We start from the raw sequence: 25,936 nt of genomic DNA on the forward strand, positions 1-25,936 counted from the left end.
TCTCGCGCCGCGCTCCCTCTCAATCAAGGGATAATATGTCCCGGGCCTACCCCCCCAACCCAGGCGACACGCGCGTTACGTCCCCGTAGGCGCCGGTCTGAAGCTTAGCCGGCCAGAGCGACCTCGGTATCCCCACGCGGTTCAATTGACCGGCGATAACCCTCGGGTCGATGCCGGCGTTCAGCGCTCGCGTGGCTCTGGTGAGCAAGTCGTCCACCTGAACGCCGTTCACTTGCCCACTACCACCTACAGGGGCCTGGGCGGGGGCCTCTTGCTCGGTTGACGCCTCCTGTGGCTCTTCCTGCTGCTGACCGACAGGCTGTGCAGTGGACTGGCCGCCCGCACCAGCGAATGCGCGGGATGGAGCCGTGGGAGCGGCAGGCGCTGACGTGGTCATTTCCACCGGCTGCCCTGTCGCCTTATCGACCACCACGGAACGCCCTGCCGACGCCGCCGTTGGCTGCGGAGCGCTAGGCTGCGCGATGGCGGGTTTCTCCGCACCTCCCGCGAGGCCGACCGGTCGCCCCATCTCGGTTTCCATGTACCGCTTGATCAACTCCTCCTGTTTCGCGGCAGGCATATCGTCGAAGATCTGGTCGTCCATCGTGCCATCGAACCGCTTCCTCAGCGCGTTGACGGCCGATGACCGAGCTTTCTGCGGGTCTGCGTAGGACCGATCGATCTCTTTCTTGCGCTTGTAGGTGGCGATATCGTGCTCGGTCTTCGCGTTCGCCGTCTGGGCCGCGATCTGGGTGTTGAACGCAGCTTCCGGGTTGATGAAAGTCCCGAGCATCGCCGGAATCTGACCGACAGAAACGTCCTGCGTCGTCTCCTTGCCGTCTGCATCGGTCATATGAACCCGATAGCCCAGAACATTGCCGTCCTGATCCTGGATCGGCTCCTGCTTCCCGAAGCTGAACCCGTGGTTCAGATAGCCCCGCACTTCGGCCGCCTTCTGCGCGGCCGTAAGTGCCTCGCCGAGCTTTCCCTGTTGCGCAAGCGTCATCGCCTTTAAAGCATACTGTCCCCCGCGCTTGGCCGCCGCGCTTTCGCCCCACTCTCGCACTCTGCGGGCACCTTCCATATCGCCGGCTTCGAGGTAAGGCTTTGCGAGCCGCGGAATAACGTTCTCGTCCCAGAACGTCCCGAAATCCCCCTCCTTCAGCTCCCCGGCTTTGACCTTTTCGTCAAATTCCCGCTTCGCTCCGAGGCCGACTTCTCGAATGGCATCGCGTTCCTTCTTCTTTCGTTCATATTCGTCATCGGAGCGTGCATCGAGCGTCTCCTGCCGCTCTCGCCGCGTGCGCTGGTAGGCGCGGTCTTCCGCCTGCGCTGCCTTGCGGTCCTTCCTATCGTCCCATTGATGGCGCAGGTTGGCACCCTTCGTGAAGCCATCCATGAAGGCACCCAGCCCAATTCCAAAATTTGCCATCTCACTTACCCTTCTTAACCTTCTTCTTCGCATCCACCGGGATCGCGATCATCACATCGAGCCCCGGCCCCTCGCCGCGTTCGGGCGGGCGCATGTCACGGGCTCTATCATCGCGAGGGATAGTGGGCACACCGAGCGCGCCGTTGAGGCCGACTGCTTTCTTGATGCCGGCGACTTCATGGGAGAGGTCCTGCACGGCGGCCATAGTGACGCCAATCGCATCCTGGACCGGGATCGAATGGCCGTCGCCTCGGCCGGTTTCGCGGGCGAAATCCTGCGCCATCGGGCCAACATGTCGGCCTTCATCGGCCACTCCAGGCTTGTAGTTCCACTCGCTGACCGGCATATTCTCCACCGCATCGAGCGCCGCCCCATCGGGGATATCGGCGAAGTCCTCTTTCAGGTTCTCATCCGACGAGAATGCAAGCCCGACCGCGCTTCCGATCCCGCCCAGCAGCCCGCTCATGCTGGAGTTCTGTGCCTGCTGTTCTGCCTGCCACTGCTGGAGTTGCAACCCGTAAAGGTTCGACAGGGTATTGGCCTGTCCCGCATACCCCTGCATCGCTCCCGAATACCCGGAGTTCATGACATTGGACGCCGAAAGGGCCTGGGCATTGGTCGCCTGCGTCCCAGACAGAGCCGTTCCGCTTGCCGAAACAGATCCGGCCGCTGCGGCACCCGCCGTCGAGGCGTAGCCCTTGCCCATGTTCACGACATCGGCCTCAAGGGCGAGCCCCTTGTCCCGCACCGACTGCCGTGCTGTGTTCGCGGCCTGCGCTTCCGATAGAGCCTGCTGGTTATCCGTCGCCGCTTGAATACCGGCGAAGCGCCCAGATGACGGGTCTATGCCAAGAGAGGATGCTTGCCGTTCGCTTGCCGCCCTGGCGTTCGCGGCCGACTGCTGTACGTCCGCCCGCGCTTCGGCCGCCGCTTCGTTCTGGCGATTTTCGGTGGCGTAGTTGGTGGCCTTCTCGATGTAGTCGTCTTCGATAGGCTGATAGACGCTCGTGTAGCGTTCTCGATCCTCGCGTGACCAGTCCGCTTGGTCTGTCGCCAGCCCAAGCTGCTGTTCCGTGATCTGGTTCGTGAGATTGTCGAGAACGTCTTGGCGTTCAAGGTTCTGCGAATAGGCGTCCTTGGCGAAGTCGAGCCACGCCTCGCCAGTTTCCGCCTGTTTCAGCGCCGCTTTGCCAATGTTGGGATCTGGATCGGGAGAGCTGGTACTGCCCTTGCCCATGATGCGAACCTCCTAAATGGGGGATGGTTCGCACTCCTGCGCGATGGGACGGTTATAGCGCCAAACGAGCTGGCTTCCTAGAGGGGCGGAGCCAACGGCATTCCTCCCTCAACATGCCGAAGACGAGAAGATCCTCGCCTTTTTCACTGGCTCGGCGCATCGTCCCTTCCCGCTGAAAGCCGATTTTCGAGCAAAGCCGAATAGAGGGTTCATTGTCCGCCGATATCAACGATGTGACGCGCTTGTAGCCGAGCTGCAGAAACGGATAGGCGAAGACATGCACGATGAACGCCCTGGACAGAAAGCGGTGGCCGCCATCCGAAGCGACCGCCAAAAGGCAATCCGTCGTCGTGAACGTGTCGAAGACGACAACGCCCGTCAGCTCACCATCGCGCGCGTGCCCAATAGCCTTGGCATCTGGACGGAAGTGAACCCCGAGAATGTGCGCCTCGGCCCAGGCGATCAACCCGGGGGTGTTCTCGTAGACGATTTCCTGCATCACGCCTTCCCTTCGTTTCGCCGCACAAGAGCACGGGCGACGGTGGACAGGAGCGCATAGAGCTGGGCCACGTCATCGCGCAGACGATTGAATTCCTCGGCCGTTGGCGCGGCCGTGGCTGTCGCAGATCGCATTTTCGGGATGGTGCGCAGTGCTTCCAGCTCTTGCAGTCGGACGGCCGACTGATCGCGCACGCGCGCGTTTCTGCTTCCCGCTAAAGTGTCGAGCCGTTCCTGCAAGAGCCTCAGTTCTGCATCTGTCATCACTGCCCCCTCAACTCGTCCACGCTTGAGGCGATAGCAATCTGCGAGATTTGCGAGTTGGCAGACACGTCAATCTGCCATTTCCGCGCCTTGAACCCGGCGGGGAGCCGTAGGATCTGGCCGGCGATGGCCTTGGAGGCGATCACCTTCCCATCCGCATAGATATTGCAGGTGATTGCTTCCGTTCGCGGTAGCGCCAACAGGTTGTCCGACCCGATTGCGCCCGTGTTGAGCGCTCGTTCATCGACCGCGCTATCAAGGTCGCCGTTGAAGAGAGATTCATTCTCCTGCCGGACGCGCTCGCGCTCTTCTTCTATCAACCTCACCGTCGCAGGGTCGTTATCGCGACCCAAGTCTATCAGAATGGCAGACATGTTGACCGGCTGCACGAGCATGAATTCCTTTGAGCGCCAGTAGAAGGTGCTGGGGAGCCCATCAGGATCATTGAAGCGCAAGACCTGCGGATCGTCGCTGCGCGTCAGGTAAAGGCTGGCGTCCGCCTCTGACACAAAGACCGCCGAGGCGTGCTCATCAACGCGGGACAGATACTGAGCCGCGTTGACGTTGATCAGAAGACATCCGCGCAGGCGCTGGGCTTCGCCGTTGAGGTAGTCATAGAACAGCGTGTAGATGCCACGATCCTGCCCGGCGACCGCTGTTTCCGGCGAAAACTCAAGCCATGTCTCCCGGCTGAAAAGCTCCGTCGTCGCCAGCGAGATCGAGCCATCCGCACCAACCTGGACGAGGCCGTCTTTCGTCGGGTAACAGATCGCGAAGCCTAGATCCACGATGGCCCGCGCGTTGATGCAAGGCCACGGCGCTTCGAGCTTCCGGCTGACAACGCTGTCCGGCGCGGTCCCGCTCATGATGTAAGGGCGGCCCTTGGTCATGACGATCAGGGCGGCATCAAGCGCGCCCAGCCCGACGATATCGGCGTCCACCGTCATCGTGTAGGTTTCGGGCCATGCGTGCGGTCGGTAGGGCTCGCAGAAATAGACCGTCCGGCCGAAGAATGCTGCCATCATACCGTTCGCCATGCTCACGAGCCCGGAGAGCCCGTCCGGTGGCGCATCCCATTGCTGCGATGGGAGGGCATCCTGGATATCGTCTACGTCGACCGTATCGACAAAATCGCCTTCCGTGACGGCGCGCTCTGCGATCAGGTAGAAGTAGGTGCCGGAGGTCGCGGTCTGGCTCCGGTAGATGCGTTGCAGTGTGACACTGCGCCCGACCGGACCCACAGAGAAGCCGCTCAACGTGACTTCCTGCCCCGGCTTCCAATCAACCAGCTCGCTCGCCGAACACGGAGCCGATTCCTCCCCGAAGCTGGTGACCAGCGTGTAGCAGTAAGTCCGGGTCTGGGGGTCTGCATCCTCGTCCGCATCCCCGGTTACTCCAACCACCAATGCCTCTTCGGGGCGCGGCAAGGCAAGATCGTAGACCACCCCGTCCAACCGCATCTTCGGGGCACCGTCGCCTGTGTAATAGAGGCGATCTTGCGCCACCGGCCCCGGAGCCGCATGCACAACTTTCTCCCAGGTCAGCCACTCGCCTTGGTGCTGGTAGATCGTCTGTGCGTTGGTCGCTCCGTCGAGCGTGGCTATGAGCTTCGAGCTGCGCATAGGTGTGAGCGCGCCATCGTCGAGGCGCACCCCATAAGACGCCGTGGCGGCAGTTTCGGGCAGGAGCCGGGGGTTCAAGAGCGGCTTTTCCCCGGCGAAACCAGAAAGCCGGATTACGGGCATTACGCCGCCTCCGAAGTGCCCTCGTCCGCCGCTAGCTCAGTGGTGAGCGCGGTTTCGAAGGCGGTGGTTAGCTCGTCCAGCGTAGAGATCGCCCCGGCGTCGATCTGTACCGAGACGGCTTCCTCCGCATCGAAGCAAGCCGAAATGAAGGCGAGCGCCGCGTCAGACATCGCGACAATTTCCTCCGCATTGAGGGGGAACCAGCCGTTGATGGCCTTCCATCGCGTCGTGAAGGACGCATCCTTGTCCGCCTTCATGCGCGCGCCAACGATCTTTGCCAGACTTTCGTTGTCGGTCGCGACCTGCATATCTCTGACATCGATCCCGCTGCTCTCCCGCTTGTAGCGCAGTGTCGCGAGTGCATCTTTCAAGTCATCCGCTCCCGGCGCGGGCTCTTTCACCGTGATGGTGCCCGCCTCCCAATCGACGGACCACCATGCGGGCGGGCTGGCAAGAGCTGCGCCACCGTCCGGGACAACGCAATAATGCGCCCAAGGGAGATTCGGGAGCCGTCCGGCATCCATCATCGCAGTAATGTTGTCGGCGACGGTTTCACCCTCCGCTGGCTTGTTCACAAGCGTCCTACCGAGAACGCCGCTCTCCGTTTCATATGCAATTATCGGCATTTGTCAGCTCCAGATGCGGAAGAACAGAACCCAATCCGGGTTGTTCGCAAGATAGGAATCAGTCGCCGCCCCATTCTTGCCAATGATCGCGGTGCCGGACATGTCATTACAGGAGAACCCGCACTCAGTGCTGTCCGCCCACACCCCGCCTGCACGCCATGAGCTGCTGTAGTACGGCTGAAAATTCAGGGGGACTTCATCCCCCTTTTCGTAGCCAGTGCCCGACGCCACGTCCCCCGTCCACCGAGCAAATGCGCCCCATAACACAGGCACCTTCCCCAGCCCGTGCGCCCAGGTATAGACACCGGTACCAGACACCACGATTTCGTCGCTTTCGATGGGGGCGACGATAGTGGCGATACTCTCCTCTACGTCGCCGACACGTCCCGAAATACGAGCCATGTCGCTCAGCACGTCTGCGGCAGCGACCTGGGCGGGATCGGTTACCGCGTCGAACGCCTTGATGCAGTAGAGAAGTGCGATATTGCGCGGGCGGGTTTCTTTAGCCGTGCGCGCCACTCGCGATGGATCAATCGTGACGCGAGCCCCTGCGTTGCTATTGGTAGCCCCCTGTGTCCCGCTATCACTAACGCTCGCCGCGCCCTGACTACCGTCCGATGAGTAGTTCCAGCGTGTGATAAACGACGCCGTCCATGCCTCCATTGCATCAAGCTGGCTCGAACCGAACCCTCGGTCAGCGTCAACCGCGCGCCCATGGTCCCAGCCCCGCACGAATTCGCCGCGCAGGTCCGGCAGGTTGAACGTTGATGCGGCATCCCCACCTCCAAACACCGTGCCGATGGCTGCGAACAGGGCCGCGTAAGTTTTCCTGCTGACAGCCGCCCCATTACACTCCAACCATCCTGCGGGTGGCTCGGATGCCCCGAACGCCATGATAGAACCCACCGCCACACCTGCCGGGAGATCGTCAGCATTGACCTTTGTGTCCAGTGCGTCCTGAAGCCCCGTCACATCGTTGATGACGTGCAGGTGGCCGACAGGTGTTTTGCTGGTGTCGAGTTCCTCCAGCGCGTTCTGCACGGAACCGACAGGGATTCCACCACTCGCTGTGACTGCGATGTTGGATGCCTTTGACAGGGTGGTTGTCGCAGTGTTCAGATCGTTGGAGAGAACCGCGATATTGCCCGCCATTTCTGAGAGTGTACCGGCCGTCAACCGCAATTCGATCTTGGCCCCTGCAACGAAAGCCCGCGCCGCCGTGCCCTCCTGGGCGCGAGCGACTGTCAGCGCGGAACCGTTGCGGGCCGTGACTCGAACGATTTCTATCTCGCCTGTCGAAGCGATGATGGTCGCAGGAAACCACTCGCCGGCTCCGCCTCCGCCCGAGAAGGTTGGAAACAGAGCGGCGTCGGCGGCCTGAATAGTCAGCGCGGTCGCCTGTGCCGAAATCGGCGCTGCCAGCGTTGAGACCGCGTTATTGGCAAAGAGCGCTGTCATCGGCAATTCTCCGTAATCTCCAAGCCTGCAGCGACTTCCTTCACGCGCTGGGCTTCCGTTGTAATGATCAAGGTGACGGTCCCCCGTTCTCCGGCAGCGCCTCCTTCGAGCCAGACCTGCACTTCTCGCTCCGACCAGTCCGTCTTGAATACCGACGCGGTGGAGCCCGCGATTGTGGCTTCCGCACCTGTGATGTGGTCCCCGGACGGCATCCAGCGCGAAAAGTCGAACCGATAATCGAGCCGGTCGAGCGGCTTCTTACTAATGGCCCCGAGCATCATCAGGCCCAGCCTCCTTCTTTCGGGACGTAGAATGCCCTTGGTTCTCGTCCTATTGTGATTTCCCGGGCCTCCCGGGCGGTAGCAAACCTGATCTCGGCGCTCACGGCGCGCGTGCGCACGGCAACCGTGGGACGGAATGACCGATAGTCGAGATGCCCAGCGACGCTAGTGCGATAGATCGCAACCCCGGGCACTGAGCGACGCGCGGTGAAGTACAGTCCCGGTATCAAGCGGCTGGGATTGCCCCCGCCAATGCCGATGCGAGATACAAGCCCACTGGATGCACTCCAGGCGATGGGTGATCTCCCGGAAACACCAATATTCAGCGCGAGCGGGCCAAAAGCATGAATGGTCCCGATTGCATCCCCTGCCACATTGGTACGGCGTACAGCCGTCGCAGAATTCGTCAGGGACATGAGCGCCGCGGCGCTGGCAGGGTATCGCCGCGCAACCGCACCGGAGATGGCCCACCGCACGACATGAACACCAGACAAGACGCCAATTAAGGATAGAACCGCATTCCCGCCACTGTGCAGAGGCCCATTCCCACGCACTGCACGCGAAGCCGTCAGGACCGCAGACGACAGCAGAGACGCCCCCACCACGGCGACCAGCTCAACAGTTCGATTGCCCCCGTTCAGGGCGTGGGCATTGAGCGCACTGCCGTTTATGGTCCCAGCGGATGTCACGATCAGGCCACCGACAAGGTGACACTACCGGCGTAGATCACGGCTTCATCCGACGTTTCGATGGTCCTCGCCTTTTCCAGCTCTCCGCCATAGAGATACGTCCCACCGCCCACGTCGGTCCAAACACCAAAATGGGTCACTTCAACCGGGTCTGCGCCATCGAGCGCGGGGAACAGGAGCTTCTGTTTGTTGGACGTGCCGCTATCGGCAGCGGGCAGGAACGCCGCGCCCAACTCGCCCCCCGCCGTCGCATCCTGACGCGCATATGCGGGCCAAGCCTCCGGCGTCACCTCCCCCGCTCCCGTCTTGCCTGGATCGGCGGTGTGCAACGAGACATAGAGCTTGTCCGGGACAGCGGGGGCGATACCGCGCATTCCCGCGTCGAGCATGAGGTTCGCCAAATAGGTGCTGACAGCCATCAGAAATAGGCTCCTTTCGTGCGCAGCGGCGCTCTCTGCTGGCCGCGCAATGCTTCGATTTTCAGGGTGGTGAGTGCCGCTTCAAACGTCTGCTTCTTCGCCAAGCCGAGTTGCGGGTTCGACGATGACAGTTCAGTGAGCAGAAAACTCGCCGCCCCATCGCTCAGGAGTTCCGCCAAGGCCCCGTCCATCAGGAACGCCGGAAGGCTGCTGGCTCTCCTCGATGGGACCAGAACCATTTGCAGAAACAGCGTCCCCGTCGCGAACGGGTAGACCGTCAACGTGTTCGGTTGGAGCTGGGTGATGTAGTGGGGGTTCCCATGCTCAAGATCGAACGGCCAACGCGGATAGGCGTCGTTGATCCACTGGAGCGTGACCGGCTCCAACTGCCAGTCATCAAGAAAGGCGTGCCGGATTTCGAGGATATCGGCGTCCTGCACAGGACACGTCGGCTGCATGCGCGGATGGCTGATTGCGATCTGCGCCGGCTCAACCCAATTCCTCGCCGCTTTGCAGATCGCCCGAGCGGACTGGCGGATCGCCTTCAAAGCCACGGGGTCCGACACGTTCGGCGCCCACTTGATGGCTTCCGGCAAAAAATCTTCGATATCCACAAATATGGTCATCGGCCGCCTCCGCTGGGGGCCGCAGCCTCAGTTTGAGCCTGATAGCCCAATGACGCGGAGAATGCCTGATAGTGGAGTGTCGCCCGGGCGGGCTGGGCGGCCGTGTCGTCTTTGAGGTTAGCGCGATAGAGGACATAGTCGAGCAGCACATCATCGTACTGTTCGGGAAGTCCGTGCGGGATCTCGTACGCGGCGATATTCGTTGAACCCGCCTCCACCTGCCCGGAGACGGTGGGCGGCAGTGTCGACGCGACCGCGCGAACGCGACCAGTCCCGTCGTTGCCAGGATAGACGTAGAAGTCGAAGGGGAGCGTGCTGTCGTAGACATATTGGCGAACTTGCCGCCGATACGGGACATAGCTGGGGTCATGCCACGACGGTTCGCTTGCATCGAGAGAAGACCGCGCAGTTGAACGGATAGCGCGCCCGCCGCCCCCATCCTCGTTGGGCTCGTTGCACAAGATGTCGATCAGCTGGACAACCCGTGCGTCCTGCGGAACCTTCTGGCTTGTGCCTCGCGCCAACGGCAAGACGATCTGTTCAGTGTGAGCCCCCGGCTTCACCTTGATGATCGACTTCACCCCTTCATCCAGCCAGTCGGCCAGTTCAGCCAACGGCCAGCGGATGTGTTCGTCATCGAAGAGCAACACGCCTGCCCTCGTGAGGATTGTGGCGGCCGTCCCCATCACATCGCCCCCGTAACCTTCGCGACCAGGTTCACAATCCAGCGTTTCCCCGAAAGCAGAACTTTGCCGATCCATGCGATAATGGGCGCGATGGCCTTCACCACTCGCTTGATGGCGCGTGCGCTCCAAGAAACGGCCTTCTTGCCGACCCCGACCACTTTCCGAATGAAGCTCTCAATCTGCATGACGATCAGCCCTTCTTCGCCGTGGTGTGGCGCGTGTGCTTGGCGGAGGCGGTGTCATTCGCCGGTTCGGCAGCCGTCTTCTCTTCCTTGGGCTTCTCAACGGAGGGCGTTTCATCCGCCGGCATGAGGGAGCTGGCTTCTGCTTCCCGATAAACATCGGCCCGGGAGAGGAAGCATTCGATGTGGCGCAGGTTCACCACCTCTGCGACGGCCCTGCCATTGGCGTCGAAGGAGAAGCGATAGCACCGGTCGCCAACCCGGACCTCGGTCGGTCCGTTGATGCACTCGATGATTTTCATGGGGGTGTCTCCAAAGATTAGGGGAAGGGCAATTCTCGCTGCCCTCCCCCGCACGCATCAGGCGCGGCTTATTCGGTCGTGTAGAAGACGGTGAGGCCGATCTGGCCTGCCTTTGCCGTTGCCGCCCCGGCCGTGACTTCCAAGGCAATCGCGCGGTCGTAGTTGACCGGCGTCACACGGACGACCGCTGCGGTTTCGCCGACCTCCACGCCGCCCGCGCGGACCGCCTCTGTGGCCGTGAACAGCTCTTCGACTTTGCTGCCTTCCGACACGTCGTCGATGGCGTCGTTGATCAGGCCGACCTTCACGGCAGCGGTCGGCTCTGCGTCCACATCGAGTGCATCGCTGTCCAGCACCATGTAGGAGGGAGAGCACCCGAGCGGCAGAACGCCGACGATAAGAAGGTCATCCGCGACCAGCGCATCCACATCGATCGTGAACCGCTTGCGGATCAGGCTCTGTGCGAAGGCCGGGTAGCCATACGGAACGAGCCCCGTGGCCGCATCACCATAATGAACAGACATTTTCTACCTCGTTGAGAAAACAGAAGGACGGGGGACGGCGGCTTACGCCGCCGCCTTGGCGTTGGGGTCCTTGGCGTAGGTGTCGATGGCCAGCACGCCGAAGTCGCGGTCATTGAACCTCGACTTCTTGACGCCGGAGATCATGCCGCCGGCGATGGTCGGCTCGTTGCCGTAGTCCTGGGTGGTTTCTTCCCACTGGCAACGGAAGCCGCCGGTCGAACCGTAGGCGACCACACCGGCCTGCCGGCCCATGAACAGTGCCCGGGCGGCGGGCTGCTTTTCGTCGCCGCCGTAGTTCTTGAACCGGATCACGTCCTCGTGCTCGTGCAGCACGACGTTCTTGATCATGCCAGCGCCGCCCTTGCAGAGCGGGCTCTTGCGACCCTCGAATGTCGCCAGCGCCTTCTGGATGTCTAGCCAGCCCGTCTTGTCCTTGGTGCGCAGGTCGTGCATCTGGTACTTGGACATGAGGCAGACGTAGTGCTTCTCGCCGTCGATGTTCAGCGGGAGCATTTGTGCCGACTTCTGGTCGGTTGCGGCCATCATCGACGCCTTGACCTCGGCGCTTTCGATCAGATCCCGGGTCATGCCGCAGGTATCGTCGATGGTCGACTTGCTCGTGGCACCGCCGCCGTACAGGATATGGTCATTATCCGGCGACTGAATCGGGTTCTCGGCATGACCGGCCCAGTTCTGATCCTCGATGAAGTTCTCGTTCATACCCCGGGCGCCGGATAGATAGATGAAGATCATCTGGTCGAAAAACTTCGACCAGTACTCCGCCAGCCGGTCGCGGGCGACGCGGCGAATGTTGTGGATAGTGCGCTTGCGGCTCATTTTGCCGCCAGCCGAGACGGCCTTGCGCATCTGATCGATCTTCAGCTCGTCCGAAAAGAACTTGAGGTTCTCTTCCTTGCCCTGGAGCCGGTCATCACCGTAGGTCGGCCGACCACGGAGCTGGACGGACAGGTCGAATGTGATCGTATCGCCCGCGTCCTTCTCCAGATCGGTCAGACGCTGGATCAGGCTGTCAGGGCTTTCGCCGATGAAACGGTTGTTGAAATAGCTCTGCCGGGCCGTCTGAATGAACAGCGAGCCGGACCACTTTTTCTGAGCGCGCTTGTCACCGAATGCAATCGTGGTGGGCATATGGGTGCTCCATCTCCATTGGGATGTTGGAAGCACTCCTGCGCTCTATGGCTCTGTATCTACTGCAATCCGGCTATTGTTGCAACTGACGACCTGTGGTAAGTGGCAATCACTGCGCAGGAGTGCGGGACCTCTAGTTTTAGGAGCCCGCGATGGATCGCTTCCTCGCCTGTCATGCAGTCACGTCGTCCTGGGAAGGTGGTTGGTCGAACGACCCCGATGACCCCGGTGGGCCGACGAATTTCGGTGTCACCCAGAAAACTTACAACGCCGTCCGCAAGAAATGGGGGCTGCCCACTCGGTCCGTTCGCCTGATCACGCGCGACGAAGCCCTCAAGCTCTACCGCGAGAACTACTGGAATCCGGTGGGCTCTCCGAACCTTTTCCCAGGCGTCGATCTGTGCGGATACGATGGCGCGGTTAACTCCGGCGTCCGCCAGTCGAAGAAATGGCTGTCGCGTTCCGCCTCCATCGCCGACCCCGTCGCCCGAGTGAAGAACCTCTGCTCCCAGCGGCTTTCAATGCAGCGGTCGCTCAAGACTTGGTGGAAATTTGGCAAGGGGTGGGCCAACCGCGACGCGGACATTGAAACCAAAGGCGTCGTCATGGCGCAGAATGCGCTGAGGCTTTCGTCGGGCGGGATCAAAGCCGCCGCTGCGGATGAAGCCACATCGGCGGCGAACCGGGTTAAGTCCGAAAAGAAGAAGGCGGCACAGGCCGCAACCGGTGCGGCGCTCGCGGGCGGTGGCAGCGGGTCGGCGGCCGGTTCGGATAATTCCGCTGACCTTCTGAACGCCCTCTCTGGTTCCCCCTATATCGGTTATGCGGTGACGGCCGCCGCAGTGCTCCTCATCGGGGGGCTCGCCGTGTACGCCATTTCCCGCTACATCGCCGCGCAGCATCAGAAGGCCCGCGCCGAAGCCTATGCAACGGTGGCCGTCACCAGCTCTGGGGCAAAGGAGGTCATCGTATGACCGCCCTTGCAACCATCCTGATCAGCGCGGCCGTCAAGGTCGGCGCACCGCTCGTGAAGAACATCCTTCAGGAGCATTTCGGCGGGGCCGGCAGTGCGGTGGGCGGGGCTGTGGTTGATGCCATCGCCAAGAAAGTCGGTGTGCCGGTCGAAGACCTCGAAACCGTCACCCCGGCGGTGATCGAGGACGCCGTAACGGCCGTGGAGCCGGAAGTCCCGCAGTTGATTGACGCGCTGGTAACAGCGCAGATCCAGGGCAACAAGCTCATGCTCGCCGAGATGAAGAAGGACAGTTCCTTCGGGTGGCTGTGGCGGCCCGCAGGCATGTGGCTGATGCTCGGATGCATCACGTTCTATGTGGTTCTCCTGCCACTTCTCGACGCGCTTCTCGGCACACCGCTCAAGCTGACAGTCTCCTTCGGCGAGTTCACGACCGTCTTCGTCACCTACTGCTCCCTGTACATGGGCGGCAACACGGCGTTGCGGATGCTCAAGCGGGGAGACAGCAAGTGAGCGGAGAGCTTACGAGCGAAGTCCTGCGCCAGTTACAGAGCATCGGGCGGCTGGAGGGTACAATCGGTGCGGTGAGCAAGCAGCTCAACGAATTGCTGCAGCTTCGAACCCAGCTTAACGAGCTGGTGAGCGCCCAGGCTACCGAACAGCGGCTCCGAGCGGTGGAGGCCGAGCGCACAGAGCGCCGCATCTCGGAAATCCGCAACGATGTGGCCACCGCGACGGACCAGATCGAAGCCCTGACGCAAATGACATCGGCAAACACCGCCCAGATTCAGGAGTTTTCGCGCCTGCGCGAACGCTTCATTGGGGGGCGGATGGTCCTCACTGCCCTGGGGGCGGCGATGGGCGGTGGCATTGCCCTCGGCTGGCGCTGGCTATTCACGAAAATGGGCCTGTAGGCCGTGGGCCGCGCGTCCCAGCGCGGCCTATCCCCCCTCTTCCAATTTCTGGAGTGATAAATGTCTAGGCTCGCCAGATCGCTTCTGGTCCCCTCGGAGCACGAGGAGCAGGCCGCGCTCATTAAATGGGCCGACTTCTCCTACGCGAAATATCCCGACCTCACCATGCTCTATGCCATTCCGAATGGCGGCGACCGCCATAAGGCAACGGCTGCGGCGTTGAAAGCGGAGGGCGTCGTCGCCGGGGTGCCAGATCTTCACCTGCCGGTCGCGCGGGGCCTCTATCATGGGCTCTATGTGGAAATGAAACGCGAAGGCTTACGCCATCACGCGCGTGGTGGGCGGTCGTTCGACCAAGTGGCGTGGCACAAGGCGTTGCGCAACAGAGACAATGCCGTATGCACCTGCTACGGCTGGGTCGCCGCGTCCAAGGCGATCACTGCGTATCTCAATGGCTCGTTCGAGATGCCGGATACCGATGACTGCGCCTTTTTCGGGGAGTGACGCCGCGCTGCGCCTAACCGAGTGCGCAGCCTGTGGCAGAGAACCGCTCGAACGAAGTGATCGCCGCATGCATCGGCAATCCATTGTTGCCCCCAGCGATGCCGCGCATCTCAAACCGCTGGCCGCCGTTTCTTCCGTGGAAGACAATCAATCGCTCAAGGAGCCTGTCGCAGGCGAGCGCTTCGGCCTTGCGCGCCTGAGTTTCGAAAACCTCGGAGCGAGCCACGGCTCTGTCGAGATCGCGCATAGTCGATACTTCTCCGCTTACTATTAAATTCATATCAGATTGATATGATATAGATATATTGCCGCGTTCTCCCAAGCTCTTGCTGACAAGGCTTGAGCGGCCAAAATTACCTACTAATTTGTTAGTTAAGTCAACATAGATACCGATGTTTTTGACAGGTCAGACGCAAAGTCGCAGTTTGTAGAATATTTAAGAAAAGAACCCGTCTTCAATATTTTCTTTGTACGAAGCGCCGTGACTTTCTATGAAAAGCGAGGTTTTGGGGCAGAGTTATGAACGTTTACACTAATGTCGACGGTGATAGGACCAATGTCTGCACTGATGTCTCCCGTTCCGAGACAACTATTGAGGTATATTATGCTTTTCTTTGGCTTGAAATGCAGCGAATCGAGAAGAGTATGGGGTGGGAACGACTGGACCACGATGCCCTAGAGCGCGGCCGGAAGGATGGGCGCGCAGCAGTTCGCCAGCCCACTATACGGAACCGCCTACTCGCGGCCGTCTTGAAGTAGCCCGCGCTCCCCAGCAATCGCCCGGCATGCGGCCCCCCATTGTCGTGTTTTAAACACGTTTTCCACAGGGTTAGTATCCGCCGGGCGATTCCCGCCTCCATCCGTCATTCCGGCCGAAGTTTGCACCTTATTTTTGATTGAAAATTGCAATTTCTTCTTTGTTTTCAATGCCTGTTAGGCAGGATCTCGCGTAAGTTAAATATAGAATTTAAATGATAGTTCTTTCTATGTGGCCGCGCGCGAACACGGGAAACGAAAGAGCCTAGAGGTCGATAACGATGCGACGAATTCGCATAAGGAACGAAACTGCTTCTGGAAGGAACACAGCATCCAGATCCGGGTCTGTAGAATAGGGCGACAACCGTCGAAAATCGTCATTCTTATACCGCCCGAAAACAAATTCACGTTTTACGACAAAGCCATAGAAGTCACCCGGCGCAAATGGCGCCCGCTCGCGTTCGAGGACCACGAGGGCGCCGACCGGGGCGATCCGATCAATCGATCTATCACGGACCCGGAAGCCCAGGATTGGCCCGGAGCACTCCAGCGGCGCCATTGCTTGTCGTTCCAGAGGGGCTGGGAGCGAATCCTCGACGCCCCCCGCGTCGAACCATTCGGCCACATCTTCCGGGCGGAAAACCGGGACAAGCCACGAAGAGCCGCTTGGCTCGACGGCCTCGCAAGTCGGATCCAGCTCCGCAACGCGACAGCCCAATGCCTGCGCAATTTTCACGAGAGAGCGATGCGAGCCGTCCGATGCGCCTCGCTCAATGTGAGATATGAGTTGTTGGCTCACCCCCGCCGCTTTCGCGAGTTGTCCTTGTGACAAATGCACCAAGCTGCGGTAGTGCCGCACGTTTTTTCCTACCGACATTCTCAAATTCTACCAATTTGGCGCACGATCACACTAACCAATTTTTGGGTTGACTGATTGGTAAATTTGACCAATCAATTAGTAGGAAAAAGGAGCGTGCTTGTGCCCACCGACCGTAAGCGGTTGGTAAGCGCCATCGAGAATGCCATCGCACTTTGCGGGGGCTCTCAGATGGCACTCGCCAGACGCATGAATTGTTCTCAGCAAAAAATCTCTCATCTCCTCCGCCACGCGAAGAGCATTTCAGCGGAGACAGCGCTAGCGCTGGAAAGCGCAACGGAAGGGGCCATCCGGCGCGAACACCTCCGCCCGGATCTGTTCGGGGCACCCTCCAAAAGAGGCGTTGCAAAATGACCGGCGCGATAATCATCACGTTCCCTATCCCGGAGGGGCAACCCGATCTGGCTGCCCCTGATGCTTCCCCTGCCCCGGCGGCCGACGCGTCGCCAACGGCCGCCCCGGCCATGATCGTTCGCCTTGCCCGTAATGTGGCGGACTTGATTGCCCGGAGCATTGGCCTTGCTCGTGTGAGGAGGTCGCCCCTTGTGACCGCAGGCCTCCACGAGGACCGATCCCGTTATGCGACGGGAGCAAAGGGGAGAGCCACCGTTGGCACCCGGCAACACTGCCGGGAGCTGACGGTGGCCTACGATCTTGACGCCCTGCTCGACTACTTCCGGCAGAAGTATCCGGCTTTGCTCTGCCAGAACGTCGCCGCTGACACTGGCATACCGGCGGGCACCGTCGAAAATTGGATGCTCAAGAAGGCTCAGCCTTCTACCTCCAATTTTGTCCGGCTGGTTCATGTCTACGGGCCGTCCCTTCTCGCCGCCGCTCTTATCGATACCCCAATGTGGCTTGCGCGAGCTGTGCGAGAAGAACGGATCGCCGCCATCGACAGCCAGATTCAGCGGTTGCGAGAAGAACAAGAGAGCTTGGCTTCGGGGCGTTGCCCGAGCGAGGCATAGAGGGCTGGAATATGGCCAAAAATCAACCGCGCCAATTTTATCATCGGCGTTTCCATCAGAGACAGTTGGTCAAATGCGCGCCGCTCACACTCGAAGAGCGTGGCGCCCTGGCGACTATTCTGGATCTGATCTACGACCAGGGCGACGCCATTGAACGCGATGAACGTTGGCTTTCAAACCAACTTGGGTGCTCGACGCGCAAACTCCGAACGCTGCTTATCGCACTGACTGAGCGTGGTTTTCTCTACATCACCGCTCTTGGACAGATCTCATGTCGTGAGGCAGAGGCAGAAATAGCCGAAGTTGCGAAGATGCAAGTCCATTGGCGACAGGCAGCAATACAGCGTGAAGCCGCGAAGCGGGCATTCAAAGGGATCACCGCAAAGGCTCGCGATTGCTCCCCCACGAGCTTCACGAACCGCAGACGGTGAGCGGTTGGATCTGGCGTAGCTTATGGCACGGAAAGCAGACACCACACTCGGGAAGAGCCGGGAAAAGGCTCTCAATGCGTTCCAGAAACGCAACCAGATGAAGGCCACGCCGAAAGCCAAGCGCACCACTCAGGAAAAGACCAAGGAAGCCCCCCGCGAAAGGCCAAAACCCAAGGATGCCTCGCGGAAGCCATCGAAGCAGAGAAACGACCCGGCCACGATCACCGTCGAGCCGGAAATCATCAACATGGCTGAGAACCGGCCAATGCCGGATGGAGGCGTCGAAATGGCCCGCATTCTCGGGCGGTTGGGTGCAACCGACCATGAGGTGGGGCAAGCGTTCGGCGTCACTCAACGAACCATATATCTCTGGAAGGTTCGGTTCCCGGAGTTCCGTGAAGCACTGAACAGCGGCAAAAAACTCGCCGATGATCGAGTTAAGGAGAGCTTGTACAAGAGAGCCACAGGCTACAGCTACGACGCAGAAAAAGTCGTGGTGGTTGATGGCTCTCTCGTCCGCCTCTATGTGACTGAACACGTCCCGCCGGATACGAAAGCGGCAACCGTCTGGCTGTTCAACCGAGACCCGGACCATTGGCGCGCGAAGCCGCCCACACAAGACGGGCCGCTGGGTGGCCGTGAGGCTATGGACGCCTTCCTGCAAAATCTCGGCGGCACGACTATCCAGCCGGTTGAAGATCCAGAACAGCCAGAGAACCAAGCCTTGACGGCCTTCTCGCCGGTCGAAGAACCGGAGGGCGAGAGCTGATATGTACGAACATTTGGCGGGGCTTACGGCCGACGAGTTAGAGGCCAACCTGGAAGACCCTAACTGGCGCATCCGCAACCTCTATTACATCCTCGACAAGTCCAAGAAGGTCGTTCTGTTCGTCCCCAATGAGGCGCAGGAGAAATTCCTCAAGCGCATCTGGTGGAAGAACATGGTGCCAAAGGCACGCCAGCGCGGCTTCTCTACCCTTATCCAGCTCTTGATCCTCGATGCCTGTCTTTTCAACGACAACCAACGCGGGGCGATCATCGCGCAGGACCGGCCCACCGCGCAGACGATCATGAAATCGAAGATCGAATTTGCCTATACCCGCCTGCCCGACTTCATCAAGGCGAAGGCCGCGATCTGCGTTGACAACGTCACCGAAAAATACTTCTCGAATGGCTCTTCGATCCAGGTGTCGACGAGCGCGCGCGGCGACACGCTCAATTGGCTGCACGTCTCCGAGTTCGGCATCATCTGCGCGGAAAGCCCGCTTCGCGCTGAGAAGGTTACAACCGGCGCATTGCCCGCAGCAGCCCAAGGCATGGTCTTCATTGAAAGTACCGCCAAAGGGCGCGATGGGCCTTTCTATAAGTTTGTCATGGAGGCAAAGGCCAACGAGGAGGCGGGGAAGCGCCTCAACCGGCTTCAATATCGGCTCCATTTCGCATCGTGGTGGGACGCGGATGAATACGAGATAGACCCGGAAGGCGTCTTCATCAGCGACAAGGACCGCAGATACTTCGACAATCTGGAGGCAGCTATCGGCCGACAGATTTCCGCGAGAAAGCGCGCTTGGTACGTGCAGACGCGGCGCAATGACTACGCCGACGACGAACAGCTCATGTGGCAGGAATACCCGTCCACAGTCGAGGAATCGTTCAAGGTTTCGGTCGATGGCGTGCTGCTCGGCAAGCAGATCGCAAGGGCACGGAAAGAGGGCCGGATTACGCGCGTCCCCTATGACCCGACCTTCCCTGTCAACACGTTCTGGGATCTGGGTGTCGATGACGATATCGCGATCTGGTTCCAACAGAGCATTGGGTTGATGGACCATTTCATCGACTACTTCGAGTGTTCGTCCGAAGCCTATTCCTACGTGGTGCATGAGCTGCAGGCGCGCGGCTACGTCTACGGGCATCACTTCCTGCCGCATGACGGCAGTCATCGCCGCCCCGGCCAGCTTGTCATTGAAACGCCCCAGCAGATGCTCGAAGGGCTTGGATTGCAGCACATCGAGATTGTCCCACGCACGCCGGACCTGATGGGCATCGGCCTCCCCGCCTTGCGCGACGACATGGTGAACTACCTGTTTGACGAAGAGAAGTGCGCCAAAGGTATCGAGCACATCGACAACTACCGAAAACGGTGGAACGCGAACATGGGCGCATGGTCGGAAGAGCCCGCCAGGAACGGGCACCAACACGGCGTCGATGCTCTCCGGCAGAAGGCTCAGTATCGGGAAGAAGTCCGCCGGATCGCCGGCTCGTGGGGAAGGATGAGCCCGGCCCAAACCACCCGCAGGCGCTCTCGCGCCTCTGGTCTAACAGCATAACAGGCACAGCAATGACAACAATCGCCGTGCTGGATGGCACGCTCGCAACAGATCGCCGGATGACTTTCTCCGATAGAGCCGGGGGCCAGTTCGCGCTTGGAGCAATGGCCGCTGGAGCCGGGGCTGAAGAGGCCGTGAAGATCGCTGCCCGGTTCGATACGGGCACCGGGGAGACTGTAGACACACCAAATGTGGAGAAAAAGCGTGTTTGAAGCACTAGATTTAGACCGACGGTACTGGACAAAGACCCGTGGGGATCTTACCGCTATAGGAACATGGATACGGTTGGAGCACTCTTGGCAACCGTGCATGGTCTTAATCCCAACGGGCAGGGATTTCGACGATAGGCTTGTTCCTTGCGTCATCACGCAAGCGCGGGCGTGGGTCTGGAGCCGCGATGTCGGCGATCCCGTCGAGGCCACATTCCAGGCCTGTGAATTCGCCAAAAGCCTACGTCTCCCCGACAACCTCCCGACCTTCATCAAGATCGTGTCGTTTGTCGAGGACATGCTCGATGACCTCCTAGATATTCCGCCGTTTCCGCAGAGCGAGAAGAGCGTCGTTGCGGAGGCAATCATCTATGACAAAAACGGCACTGCGATCCGGTCCACGGAGCTGCGCGACTAGCCGCCTGCGCTGGGGGCCGAGCCATGTTTGATCTGAACGCGGACGATGGCTCGGTCCGAACTGAGAAATACAAATCGCCCATCCCGGACAAGGACGTAGACACATCACGACCACGCACCGGAAACAAGCTCGATAGCCTGCCGATGACCATGCTGCACTCGCAGCTCATGGGCTACTACACGCGCGAACTTGCCCGCCAGTCCTCGAACCGCGTGGAAATGGCGCTTGACGAAGATTTCTACGACAGCATCCAGTGGACGGACGAGGACGCAAACACCCTTAAGGAACGAGGGCAAATCCCTCTCGTTTTCAACGTCATCTCTACGACGATCGATTGGGTTCTCGGAAGTGAGAAGCGTTCTCGCACCGACTTCAAAGTGCTCCCGCGCCGCAAGGAGGATACAGAGCCCGCCCGGCGGAAATCCCAGCTCCTGAAATACATCTCCGATGTGAACAAGAGCCGGTATCAGGTGTCTTTGGCGTTTGAAGACGCGACGAAGGTCGGCGTTGGGTGGCTCGAAGACGGGTGGCAAGGTGACGACGAAGAGGAACCAATCTACTCCGGCTCCGAAAGCTGGAGAAGCATGCTTTGGGACAGTGCTGCCAAAGAGTTGGACCTGTCCGACGCCCGCTATGAATGCCGTTCGCGCTGGGTGGATCTCGATGTCGCCAGGGCGATGTTCCCGAAGCGGCTGTCGCTCCTAGACAGGAGCGTCCGCGAGACGTTCCCCGGTTGGGGCTTCATCGACAGTTATGGCGACGAAGCGATGGACCTCCCCGAAGAGGAGAGCCAGGACGGCTGGGATTCCGACACTATGACGAACATCGTGGTGGCACCGCGGAAACGTCTTCGGATCATCGAGATGTGGTTCCGCATGCCGGTGATGGCCCGGCGCCTCCAGGGCGGAGTATTCTCTGGAGAACTGTACGACCCACACTCGCCCGGGCACGCCGACAGCCTGCAATCTGGCGAAGCCGAATTGATCGAAAAGCCGGTTATGAGGATGCACGTCGCACTCATGACCCCGATAGGACTCCTCTTTCTCTCGCGCTCGCCCTATCGCCACAACCGCTACCCATTCACGCCGATTTGGTGCAAACGGCGCGGCCGGGATGGCATGCCTTACGGGTTGGTCCGGAATATCCGCGACCTGCAGGTGGACATCAACAAGCGCGCTTCGAAAGCTCTCCATATCCTTTCCACTAATAAGGTGATCATGGACGAAGGCGCTGTCGACGACACGGATGCGCTGATGGAGGAAGTAGCACGGCCCGACGCGCTGATTATCAAGAAGCAGGGCAAGGCGCTCGAAATCAGCAACGAACGAGAGCTGTCTGCCGCTCACCTTCAGTTGATGAGCCGCGATATTGAGATGGTTCAGCAGGTGGGGGGCGTCACCGACGAGAACCTTGGCCGGGCGACAAACGCCGTATCTGGGGTCGCGGTCCAGGCTCGCCAACAGCAGGGCGCGCTGACAACCAGTCACCTGTTCGACCATCTGCGCTTCGCTCGGCAAGTTCAGGGCGAGAAGCGCATGTCGCTGATTGAGCAGTTCATGAGCCGTGAGAAGCAGTTTCGCATCACCGATTCCCGTGGCCGTCCCGATTTCATCAAGATCAACGATGGCTTGCCGGAGAACGACATAACCCGGAGCAAGGCAGATTTCATTATCGATGAGGACGACTGGCGCGCGACACAGCGAGAAGCGCAGCTTACGGCCCTCCTCGATCTGCTCGGCCGTCTCGGCCCGGTAATGCCGCAGCTCGCGGCTGCGATGATGGATCTTATCATCGAACAGATGGACGTGCCGAACCGCGAAGAGCTGGTCAAGCGTGTCCGCCAGATTACCGGGATGCGTGACCCGGACGAAGACGAGGAGCAAGACCCGAGCTTCGCCGCGCGCCAGCAGCAACTCCAGCAGCAGCAGCAGCTCCAGTTGCAGATGACGTCGGCTCAGTTGCGCAACATCATCGCCGACGCGGACAAAAAGGAGGCGTCAGCCGCCGAAATCCGCGCGAAGGCAGTGAAGAACTCGGTTGACACCCAGGCATCCGCCGTCGATGCGGCGGCCACAATCGCCGCAACCCCGACGACGGCCGACCTCGCCGACATGCTGCTCCAGGCAGCGGGCTACCCGCCCCAGGCGGCTGGGCCGCAGCAACCCCAGCAGTCAGCTCCGCCCCCTCAAGCTCAGCGCCCTATGCAGGCCCCTCCCCCGCCACAGGCCCAGGTGGCTGGTGGCCTCTCCCCGGCCGGCCCAACGGGACGCTGAGAAATGGAGGAGAGAGAGACGTACTCGGACGAAGAACTGGTCGATGACGAAGAGGAGGAAACCGACCCGATCCGACTTCTTTTTGAGTTGCAGCTTTGGGCGCGGTGACCCCCGCCCCCGACCAACCCCGGAACGATGAGAGACGACAACCATGGCGAAATACTCGGATGAAGAACTGGAACTCCTGAGCGACGAAGAGCGCGAGGGGCTGATGGACGAAGAACTGGTCGATGACGAAGAGGAGGGGGGCCAGGACGCGGGCGGGGATGAACCGGACGAAACCCCCGCCGGAGAAACCGATGGGAAGGAAGAGAGCAACAGCGAGGCTGAAAGCGCAGAAGGCGCGAACGAGAAGGCCACAGGTGCAGAGGACGGCACGGACAAGGCGGATGGCGCCAAAGCCCCGGCCGATGGCGAGGCGGAGGAAGCAGCAGGAGCCCCCGCCTCTGACGATGGCCCCGTTGATGAACCTGCACCGGCCTGGACCCTCCCCCCGGAGCACAAGCAGCGCATCGACGAGTTGAACACCTCACTCGATGATCTTGCGGCCAAGTTCGATGAAGGCGATCTGACGGCGCAGGAGTACCGCGAGCAGCAGCGCAAGGCGACGGACGAACTGCGGGAGCTGGATCGGCGCGGTACCGTCGCCGAAACGCTCTACACGAGCGCTCTGGAGGGCTGGAAGTCGAATGTCGGCACGTTTATGCACGAGCATCCCACTTTCAAGACCGGCGCGATGTACACGCTGCTGGACGAGGAAGTGAAGCGATTACAGCGGGATGCCCAAAACCCATTCCGCGCCGACCTGCTCACCACGGCCCATGAGAACGTGGTGCGCGAGTTGCAGACAGCGATGGGCGGGGGAAAACCGCAGCCGGATGCCAAGAACCCGGGAAAGGGCAAGTCAGTTCCCGCCGTTCCCGAACGGACGGACCCGGTTCCGCCGATCCTGCGCGGTGTTCCCTCCTCCGAGATCGAGGACACGTCGGAAACGACTGAATTCGGCTGGCTCGACAAGCTGGCGGATACGAACTCGCTCGAATTCGAGAAAGCACTCGAAAAGCTGCCGCCGGAGCAGCGCGACCGTTACCTCTCCCTCTAAGAAGGAAGTCTGATGCTCAAGATAGACCTAAGCGTTGGCGACAAGGTTTTTTTCCCGGGGATGGGGTTCATCTCTCTCGATTGCAAATCCGGTCAGCGCGCCCGCCTTGAGATCGACTTTCCAGTCGAGCGAGAGATTGTCGTCGTGAAAAGCCGGGCGCGTGTGATCGATTTCGACGGGGACAATCTCAAGAACGGGGTTTTCGTCTACCCCGACTGACCTCCCTCCCCTCACGAAGCTGGGCGGCGTCCTCAACTGCCGTTGTTGGAGACGCCGCCGACGCCATTGTTCAGCACATAGAGAATGCCGACATTTATGAGCGCATTACGGGATTGCCCGGTGCGTTCGGCCAGTTCATCCAGCTTGTTCAGCATGTCCTCGGTCAACGTGATCGTGCGCTGGATGCGCCGCCCCTTCTTCGGATAGACCTTCTTCGGCCGTTCAGCCGGGCTCTCCTGCCGACTGTCTGGAGCGCCGGAGATAAAGGCGTCAGTTGCCACGTCATCAGATTCGGTAGCTGCTGGACGCGGCTTTGCTGGTCTACGGATTGCCATTAATTTACCCTTATTCTGATATTTTCTCGATGGGATTTTAATATTAAACTGAGTGTACGCCGATATTAAAACAATGCGGCGAGCAAAGCCTTCAACTCGGCGACCGCCTTCTTGTCCACGGGCCTCGCTTCAAGGACCGACATGCCCGCCCCGGCGGCATTGGCGACTGCCTTTCTCCGCCGGATCGGGGTGTCGAGATAGGTCACTCCGTCGAACTCGCCGACAACCTGTGCGGCCTCGATGTTATCGCGCGCGCCGTCACCCGGGTCCGCGCAGTTGAGGAATGCATAGACCTCAAGGCCGTCGCGCACCGAGCGGGCCTCGTCCACCAGCCCCATGATGCTCTCCAGCGCCCATACGTCGTAGGAACGCGGGGCCACGGGGATGAGCAGCTTGTCGGTCAGGACCAGAGCCGCGCGAAGCGCCGTACTGTCGAACCCGCCAACATCGATGATGACGTCCTGAAACTTCGACTGTTGCTGCTGGAGCTGGGCTCGCAGCGTCTTCCCATCCGGGTATGCAGAGCAGGCGATGCCCGGCTGAACGTCCTCTTCCGAGCGGATGGCGATGGCGGTCTGGGCGGTGCCCTGGCGGTCGCCGTCGATCAACCAAACATCATGCCCTTCAAGGGCCCGAGCTATGGCGATGTTCACGGCAAGCGTCGTTTTCCCGACCCCGCCTTTGGTGTTTCCAATGGTGATTATCATCGTCCTACCATTTTCCTTTTAAACGCCCATTATAATACCCTTAATCCGATATCTAACAACGATGAATTTAATATTAAATCAACATCACCCCTTGCGCCGCGATTGCCGGCGTGTATTATCGCTTATAGCGAAACACGGAGATTGAAAAATCGCGAAAGGCGATATATATGAAGAAGGTGATTTTCGAGAAGGCTGCAAATGATGCCCTATGGAAAATGCCGAGAAACTACGCGCGGCTGATCCACAAAAAGATCTACCAGTACGCCGAAGGGGAGGGGGCTCAAGTGAACAACACGAAGAGAATGAAAGGCTCCCGGACAGTCCGCCTTCGAGTGGGAGATTGGCGCGTGTTCATCACGGAGACGCAAGCCACCGTCGAGGTGACGGACATTGACATACGCGGCGAAGCCTACAAGCGGAAGGGGAAGCACAAATGAGTAAGGTCCAGAATATCACGTCGCCGAGCGGCGACACGATGGTCGTCATGTCGGCCGCTGAATATGAAGCTCTTCTCGACCAGATCGATATTGCGAGGGTCGCAGGCATCCACCGCGCCGTCGAAGCGGGGGAGCGGGAGACATTCCCGGGGGAGCTGATCGGGGCTCTGCTGGAGGACGGTGCGTCGCCGGTAAAGTTGCTGCGCGAACACAGGGGTTGGACGGCCAGTGCGGTCGCGGCAAAAGCCGGCATCTCGCAAGCGTATTTCAGCGAAATTGAAAGCGGGAAGAAGGAGGGGAGCCTTCGCTCCCTCCAGAAGATCGCCACCGCACTCGGTGTGAGCCTGGAAATGCTCCTTCCGCGCGCG

At 60.3% G+C, this 25,936-nt stretch carries 34 protein-coding genes; 15 read left to right on the top strand and 19 right to left on the bottom strand.

The features are described from left to right. Positions 1-46: 46 nt before the first annotated feature. The 15 genes from C8N35_RS22950 to C8N35_RS23020 all read right to left on the bottom strand — a co-directional run bounded on the left by C8N35_RS22950 (position 47) and on the right by C8N35_RS23020 (position 12,118). Positions 47-1,399, bottom strand: a complete 1,353-nt coding sequence (locus tag C8N35_RS22950) for a hypothetical protein (RefSeq protein WP_146177471.1) — start codon at positions 1,397-1,399, stop codon at positions 47-49. 34 nt (positions 1,400-1,433) lie between these two features. Beyond that, positions 1,434-2,669, bottom strand: a complete 1,236-nt coding sequence (locus C8N35_RS22955; protein ID WP_107992088.1) for a tail fiber domain-containing protein — start codon at positions 2,667-2,669, stop codon at positions 1,434-1,436. A gap of 52 nt (positions 2,670-2,721) precedes the next feature. After that, positions 2,722-3,168 (bottom strand): GNAT family N-acetyltransferase, encoded by a 447-nt coding sequence (locus C8N35_RS22960; RefSeq protein WP_107992089.1) that lies wholly within the window; start codon positions 3,166-3,168, stop codon positions 2,722-2,724. Then, positions 3,168-3,431, bottom strand: a complete 264-nt coding sequence (locus tag C8N35_RS22965) for a hypothetical protein (protein WP_107992090.1) — start codon at positions 3,429-3,431, stop codon at positions 3,168-3,170. The genes C8N35_RS22960 and C8N35_RS22965 overlap by 1 nt, the downstream gene beginning before the upstream one ends. Then, positions 3,431-5,176 carry a hypothetical protein gene (locus C8N35_RS22970; RefSeq protein ID WP_107992091.1) on the bottom strand — a complete coding sequence of 582 codons (1,746 nt, stop codon included), beginning with the start codon at positions 5,174-5,176 and terminating at the stop codon, positions 3,431-3,433. The genes C8N35_RS22965 and C8N35_RS22970 overlap by 1 nt, the downstream gene beginning before the upstream one ends. After that, positions 5,176-5,802, bottom strand: a complete 627-nt coding sequence (locus C8N35_RS22975; RefSeq protein ID WP_107992092.1) for a DUF4376 domain-containing protein — start codon at positions 5,800-5,802, stop codon at positions 5,176-5,178. The genes C8N35_RS22970 and C8N35_RS22975 overlap by 1 nt, the downstream gene beginning before the upstream one ends. A gap of 3 nt (positions 5,803-5,805) precedes the next feature. Next, on the bottom strand, positions 5,806-7,260 hold the full coding sequence (locus C8N35_RS22980; RefSeq protein ID WP_107992093.1) for a tail fiber protein: 1,455 nt from the start codon (positions 7,258-7,260) through the stop codon (positions 5,806-5,808). Next, on the bottom strand, positions 7,257-7,541 hold the full coding sequence (locus tag C8N35_RS22985; protein ID WP_107992094.1) for a phage fiber-tail adaptor protein: 285 nt from the start codon (positions 7,539-7,541) through the stop codon (positions 7,257-7,259). Before C8N35_RS22985 ends, C8N35_RS22980 begins: the two co-directional genes overlap by 4 nt. A gap of 691 nt (positions 7,542-8,232) precedes the next feature. Further along, on the bottom strand, positions 8,233-8,649 hold the full coding sequence (locus C8N35_RS22990; RefSeq protein WP_107992095.1) for a phage tail fiber protein: 417 nt from the start codon (positions 8,647-8,649) through the stop codon (positions 8,233-8,235). Then, entirely contained in the window at positions 8,649-9,275 is a 627-nt protein-coding gene (locus tag C8N35_RS22995) for a phage adaptor protein (protein ID WP_107992096.1), read from the bottom strand. The genes C8N35_RS22990 and C8N35_RS22995 overlap by 1 nt, the downstream gene beginning before the upstream one ends. Beyond that, positions 9,272-10,036, bottom strand: coding sequence for a phage adaptor protein (locus C8N35_RS23000; RefSeq protein ID WP_342753520.1), 765 nt, complete (start codon positions 10,034-10,036; stop codon positions 9,272-9,274). The genes C8N35_RS22995 and C8N35_RS23000 overlap by 4 nt, the downstream gene beginning before the upstream one ends. After that, complete coding sequence (locus C8N35_RS23005) at positions 9,961-10,146, bottom strand: hypothetical protein (RefSeq protein WP_107992098.1); 186 nt, start codon at positions 10,144-10,146, stop codon at positions 9,961-9,963. Before C8N35_RS23005 ends, C8N35_RS23000 begins: the two co-directional genes overlap by 76 nt. 5 nt (positions 10,147-10,151) lie before the next feature. Beyond that, positions 10,152-10,445, bottom strand: coding sequence for a hypothetical protein (locus C8N35_RS23010; RefSeq protein WP_107992099.1), 294 nt, complete (start codon positions 10,443-10,445; stop codon positions 10,152-10,154). A 68-nt stretch (positions 10,446-10,513) separates the two neighbouring features. Next, positions 10,514-10,969: a hypothetical protein gene (locus C8N35_RS23015; protein WP_107992100.1), complete on the bottom strand. Its 456-nt coding sequence runs from the start codon at positions 10,967-10,969 to the stop codon at positions 10,514-10,516. A gap of 42 nt (positions 10,970-11,011) precedes the next feature. After that, positions 11,012-12,118 carry a N4-gp56 family major capsid protein gene (locus C8N35_RS23020; protein WP_107992101.1) on the bottom strand — a complete coding sequence of 369 codons (1,107 nt, stop codon included), beginning with the start codon at positions 12,116-12,118 and terminating at the stop codon, positions 11,012-11,014. A 152-nt stretch (positions 12,119-12,270) separates the two neighbouring features. Here C8N35_RS23020 and C8N35_RS23025 point away from each other — a divergent pair, with 152 nt between their 5' ends. Genes C8N35_RS23025 through C8N35_RS23040 form a run of 4 tightly spaced genes read left to right on the top strand, consistent with a single transcriptional unit; the run spans position 12,271 to position 14,509 of the window. Then, positions 12,271-13,092 (top strand): glycoside hydrolase family 108 protein, encoded by an 822-nt coding sequence (locus C8N35_RS23025; RefSeq protein ID WP_107992102.1) that lies wholly within the window; start codon positions 12,271-12,273, stop codon positions 13,090-13,092. Next, complete coding sequence (locus C8N35_RS23030; protein ID WP_107992103.1) at positions 13,089-13,604, top strand: hypothetical protein; 516 nt, start codon at positions 13,089-13,091, stop codon at positions 13,602-13,604. The genes C8N35_RS23025 and C8N35_RS23030 overlap by 4 nt, the downstream gene beginning before the upstream one ends. After that, complete coding sequence (locus C8N35_RS23035) at positions 13,601-14,005, top strand: hypothetical protein (protein ID WP_107992104.1); 405 nt, start codon at positions 13,601-13,603, stop codon at positions 14,003-14,005. Before C8N35_RS23030 ends, C8N35_RS23035 begins: the two co-directional genes overlap by 4 nt. 60 nt (positions 14,006-14,065) lie before the next feature. After that, positions 14,066-14,509, top strand: coding sequence for a VRR-NUC domain-containing protein (locus tag C8N35_RS23040; RefSeq protein WP_107992105.1), 444 nt, complete (start codon positions 14,066-14,068; stop codon positions 14,507-14,509). Positions 14,510-14,522: 13 nt separating this feature from the next. Here the strand turns inward: C8N35_RS23040 and C8N35_RS23045 are convergent, their stop codons facing one another. Together C8N35_RS23045 and C8N35_RS23055 are read right to left on the bottom strand one after the other, a co-directional pair. Then, positions 14,523-14,756 (bottom strand): hypothetical protein, encoded by a 234-nt coding sequence (locus C8N35_RS23045; RefSeq protein WP_107992106.1) that lies wholly within the window; start codon positions 14,754-14,756, stop codon positions 14,523-14,525. 774 nt (positions 14,757-15,530) lie between these two features. Then, complete coding sequence (locus tag C8N35_RS23055) at positions 15,531-16,142, bottom strand: helix-turn-helix transcriptional regulator (protein WP_107992108.1); 612 nt, start codon at positions 16,140-16,142, stop codon at positions 15,531-15,533. A 102-nt stretch (positions 16,143-16,244) separates the two neighbouring features. On the opposite strand from C8N35_RS23055, the gene C8N35_RS24570 reads away from it, so the two are divergent. The 9 genes from C8N35_RS24570 (at position 16,245) to C8N35_RS23105 (ending at position 24,089) form a co-directional block, all read left to right on the top strand. Then, the gene (locus C8N35_RS24570; RefSeq protein ID WP_428977135.1) at positions 16,245-16,496 is read left to right on the top strand and encodes a YdaS family helix-turn-helix protein; all 252 of its coding nucleotides are present in this window, start codon (positions 16,245-16,247) and stop codon (positions 16,494-16,496) included. Positions 16,497-16,783: 287 nt separating this feature from the next. Next, complete coding sequence (locus C8N35_RS23775; RefSeq protein WP_146177472.1) at positions 16,784-17,110, top strand: hypothetical protein; 327 nt, start codon at positions 16,784-16,786, stop codon at positions 17,108-17,110. Between the two features lie 11 nt (positions 17,111-17,121). Continuing rightward, the gene (locus tag C8N35_RS23070; protein ID WP_107992110.1) at positions 17,122-17,541 is read left to right on the top strand and encodes a DUF1376 domain-containing protein; all 420 of its coding nucleotides are present in this window, start codon (positions 17,122-17,124) and stop codon (positions 17,539-17,541) included. A gap of 22 nt (positions 17,542-17,563) precedes the next feature. Then, positions 17,564-18,310 (top strand): hypothetical protein, encoded by a 747-nt coding sequence (locus tag C8N35_RS23075; RefSeq protein ID WP_107992111.1) that lies wholly within the window; start codon positions 17,564-17,566, stop codon positions 18,308-18,310. A gap of 1 nt (position 18,311) precedes the next feature. Then, positions 18,312-19,868, top strand: coding sequence for a terminase large subunit (locus C8N35_RS23080; RefSeq protein ID WP_210203663.1), 1,557 nt, complete (start codon positions 18,312-18,314; stop codon positions 19,866-19,868). Between the two features lie 204 nt (positions 19,869-20,072). Next, positions 20,073-20,495, top strand: coding sequence for a hypothetical protein (locus tag C8N35_RS23090; RefSeq protein WP_107992113.1), 423 nt, complete (start codon positions 20,073-20,075; stop codon positions 20,493-20,495). Between the two features lie 23 nt (positions 20,496-20,518). Then, complete coding sequence (locus C8N35_RS23095) at positions 20,519-22,768, top strand: portal protein (protein ID WP_107992114.1); 2,250 nt, start codon at positions 20,519-20,521, stop codon at positions 22,766-22,768. 151 nt (positions 22,769-22,919) lie between these two features. After that, complete coding sequence (locus tag C8N35_RS23100; RefSeq protein WP_107992115.1) at positions 22,920-23,870, top strand: hypothetical protein; 951 nt, start codon at positions 22,920-22,922, stop codon at positions 23,868-23,870. Between the two features lie 12 nt (positions 23,871-23,882). Next, positions 23,883-24,089: a hypothetical protein gene (locus C8N35_RS23105; protein ID WP_107992116.1), complete on the top strand. Its 207-nt coding sequence runs from the start codon at positions 23,883-23,885 to the stop codon at positions 24,087-24,089. Between the two features lie 32 nt (positions 24,090-24,121). On the opposite strand, the gene C8N35_RS23110 is transcribed toward C8N35_RS23105, so the two are convergent. Both C8N35_RS23110 and C8N35_RS23115 read right to left on the bottom strand, forming a co-directional pair. Next, complete coding sequence (locus C8N35_RS23110) at positions 24,122-24,370, bottom strand: ribbon-helix-helix domain-containing protein (protein ID WP_210203664.1); 249 nt, start codon at positions 24,368-24,370, stop codon at positions 24,122-24,124. Positions 24,371-24,489: 119 nt separating this feature from the next. After that, on the bottom strand, positions 24,490-25,131 hold the full coding sequence (locus C8N35_RS23115; RefSeq protein WP_107992118.1) for an AAA family ATPase: 642 nt from the start codon (positions 25,129-25,131) through the stop codon (positions 24,490-24,492). A gap of 167 nt (positions 25,132-25,298) precedes the next feature. Here C8N35_RS23115 and C8N35_RS23120 point away from each other — a divergent pair, with 167 nt between their 5' ends. Beyond that, positions 25,299-25,568, top strand: a complete 270-nt coding sequence (locus tag C8N35_RS23120; protein ID WP_107992119.1) for a type II toxin-antitoxin system RelE family toxin — start codon at positions 25,299-25,301, stop codon at positions 25,566-25,568. Further along, on the top strand, positions 25,565-25,936 hold a 372-nt coding region (locus C8N35_RS23125), incomplete at its 3' end, for a helix-turn-helix domain-containing protein (RefSeq protein ID WP_107992120.1). The genes C8N35_RS23120 and C8N35_RS23125, both read left to right, overlap by 4 nt.

Source organism: Breoghania corrubedonensis, assembly GCF_003053845.1.
In the GTDB taxonomy this organism is placed as follows: domain Bacteria; phylum Pseudomonadota; class Alphaproteobacteria; order Rhizobiales; family Stappiaceae; genus Breoghania; species Breoghania corrubedonensis.

Bases quoted from the DNA above. Each gene is read 5' to 3' on its own strand.
- C8N35_RS22950 (WP_146177471.1), bottom strand. From the start codon at position 1,399: ATGGATGGCTTCACGAAGGGTGCCAACCTGCGCCATCAATGGGACGAT.
- C8N35_RS22955 (WP_107992088.1), bottom strand. From the start codon at position 2,669: ATGGGCAAGGGCAGTACCAGCTCTCCCGATCCAGATCCCAACATTGGC.
- C8N35_RS22960 (WP_107992089.1), bottom strand. From the start codon at position 3,168: ATGCAGGAAATCGTCTACGAGAACACCCCCGGGTTGATCGCCTGGGCC.
- C8N35_RS22965 (WP_107992090.1), bottom strand. From the start codon at position 3,431: ATGACAGATGCAGAACTGAGGCTCTTGCAGGAACGGCTCGACACTTTA.
- C8N35_RS22970 (WP_107992091.1), bottom strand. From the start codon at position 5,176: ATGCCCGTAATCCGGCTTTCTGGTTTCGCCGGGGAAAAGCCGCTCTTG.
- C8N35_RS22975 (WP_107992092.1), bottom strand. From the start codon at position 5,802: ATGCCGATAATTGCATATGAAACGGAGAGCGGCGTTCTCGGTAGGACG.
- C8N35_RS22980 (WP_107992093.1), bottom strand. From the start codon at position 7,260: ATGACAGCGCTCTTTGCCAATAACGCGGTCTCAACGCTGGCAGCGCCG.
- C8N35_RS22985 (WP_107992094.1), bottom strand. From the start codon at position 7,541: ATGATGCTCGGGGCCATTAGTAAGAAGCCGCTCGACCGGCTCGATTAT.
- C8N35_RS22990 (WP_107992095.1), bottom strand. From the start codon at position 8,649: ATGGCTGTCAGCACCTATTTGGCGAACCTCATGCTCGACGCGGGAATG.
- C8N35_RS22995 (WP_107992096.1), bottom strand. From the start codon at position 9,275: ATGACCATATTTGTGGATATCGAAGATTTTTTGCCGGAAGCCATCAAG.
- C8N35_RS23000 (WP_342753520.1), bottom strand. From the start codon at position 10,036: ATGGATCGGCAAAGTTCTGCTTTCGGGGAAACGCTGGATTGTGAACCT.
- C8N35_RS23005 (WP_107992098.1), bottom strand. From the start codon at position 10,146: ATGCAGATTGAGAGCTTCATTCGGAAAGTGGTCGGGGTCGGCAAGAAG.
- C8N35_RS23010 (WP_107992099.1), bottom strand. From the start codon at position 10,445: ATGAAAATCATCGAGTGCATCAACGGACCGACCGAGGTCCGGGTTGGC.
- C8N35_RS23015 (WP_107992100.1), bottom strand. From the start codon at position 10,969: ATGTCTGTTCATTATGGTGATGCGGCCACGGGGCTCGTTCCGTATGGC.
- C8N35_RS23020 (WP_107992101.1), bottom strand. From the start codon at position 12,118: ATGCCCACCACGATTGCATTCGGTGACAAGCGCGCTCAGAAAAAGTGG.
- C8N35_RS23025 (WP_107992102.1), top strand. From the start codon at position 12,271: ATGGATCGCTTCCTCGCCTGTCATGCAGTCACGTCGTCCTGGGAAGGT.
- C8N35_RS23030 (WP_107992103.1), top strand. From the start codon at position 13,089: ATGACCGCCCTTGCAACCATCCTGATCAGCGCGGCCGTCAAGGTCGGC.
- C8N35_RS23040 (WP_107992105.1), top strand. From the start codon at position 14,066: ATGTCTAGGCTCGCCAGATCGCTTCTGGTCCCCTCGGAGCACGAGGAG.
- C8N35_RS23045 (WP_107992106.1), bottom strand. From the start codon at position 14,756: ATGCGCGATCTCGACAGAGCCGTGGCTCGCTCCGAGGTTTTCGAAACT.
- C8N35_RS23055 (WP_107992108.1), bottom strand. From the start codon at position 16,142: ATGTCGGTAGGAAAAAACGTGCGGCACTACCGCAGCTTGGTGCATTTG.
- C8N35_RS23070 (WP_107992110.1), top strand. From the start codon at position 17,122: ATGGCCAAAAATCAACCGCGCCAATTTTATCATCGGCGTTTCCATCAG.
- C8N35_RS23075 (WP_107992111.1), top strand. From the start codon at position 17,564: ATGGCACGGAAAGCAGACACCACACTCGGGAAGAGCCGGGAAAAGGCT.
- C8N35_RS23080 (WP_210203663.1), top strand. From the start codon at position 18,312: ATGTACGAACATTTGGCGGGGCTTACGGCCGACGAGTTAGAGGCCAAC.
- C8N35_RS23095 (WP_107992114.1), top strand. From the start codon at position 20,519: ATGTTTGATCTGAACGCGGACGATGGCTCGGTCCGAACTGAGAAATAC.
- C8N35_RS23100 (WP_107992115.1), top strand. From the start codon at position 22,920: ATGGCGAAATACTCGGATGAAGAACTGGAACTCCTGAGCGACGAAGAG.
- C8N35_RS23105 (WP_107992116.1), top strand. From the start codon at position 23,883: ATGCTCAAGATAGACCTAAGCGTTGGCGACAAGGTTTTTTTCCCGGGG.
- C8N35_RS23115 (WP_107992118.1), bottom strand. From the start codon at position 25,131: ATGATAATCACCATTGGAAACACCAAAGGCGGGGTCGGGAAAACGACG.
- C8N35_RS23120 (WP_107992119.1), top strand. From the start codon at position 25,299: ATGAAGAAGGTGATTTTCGAGAAGGCTGCAAATGATGCCCTATGGAAA.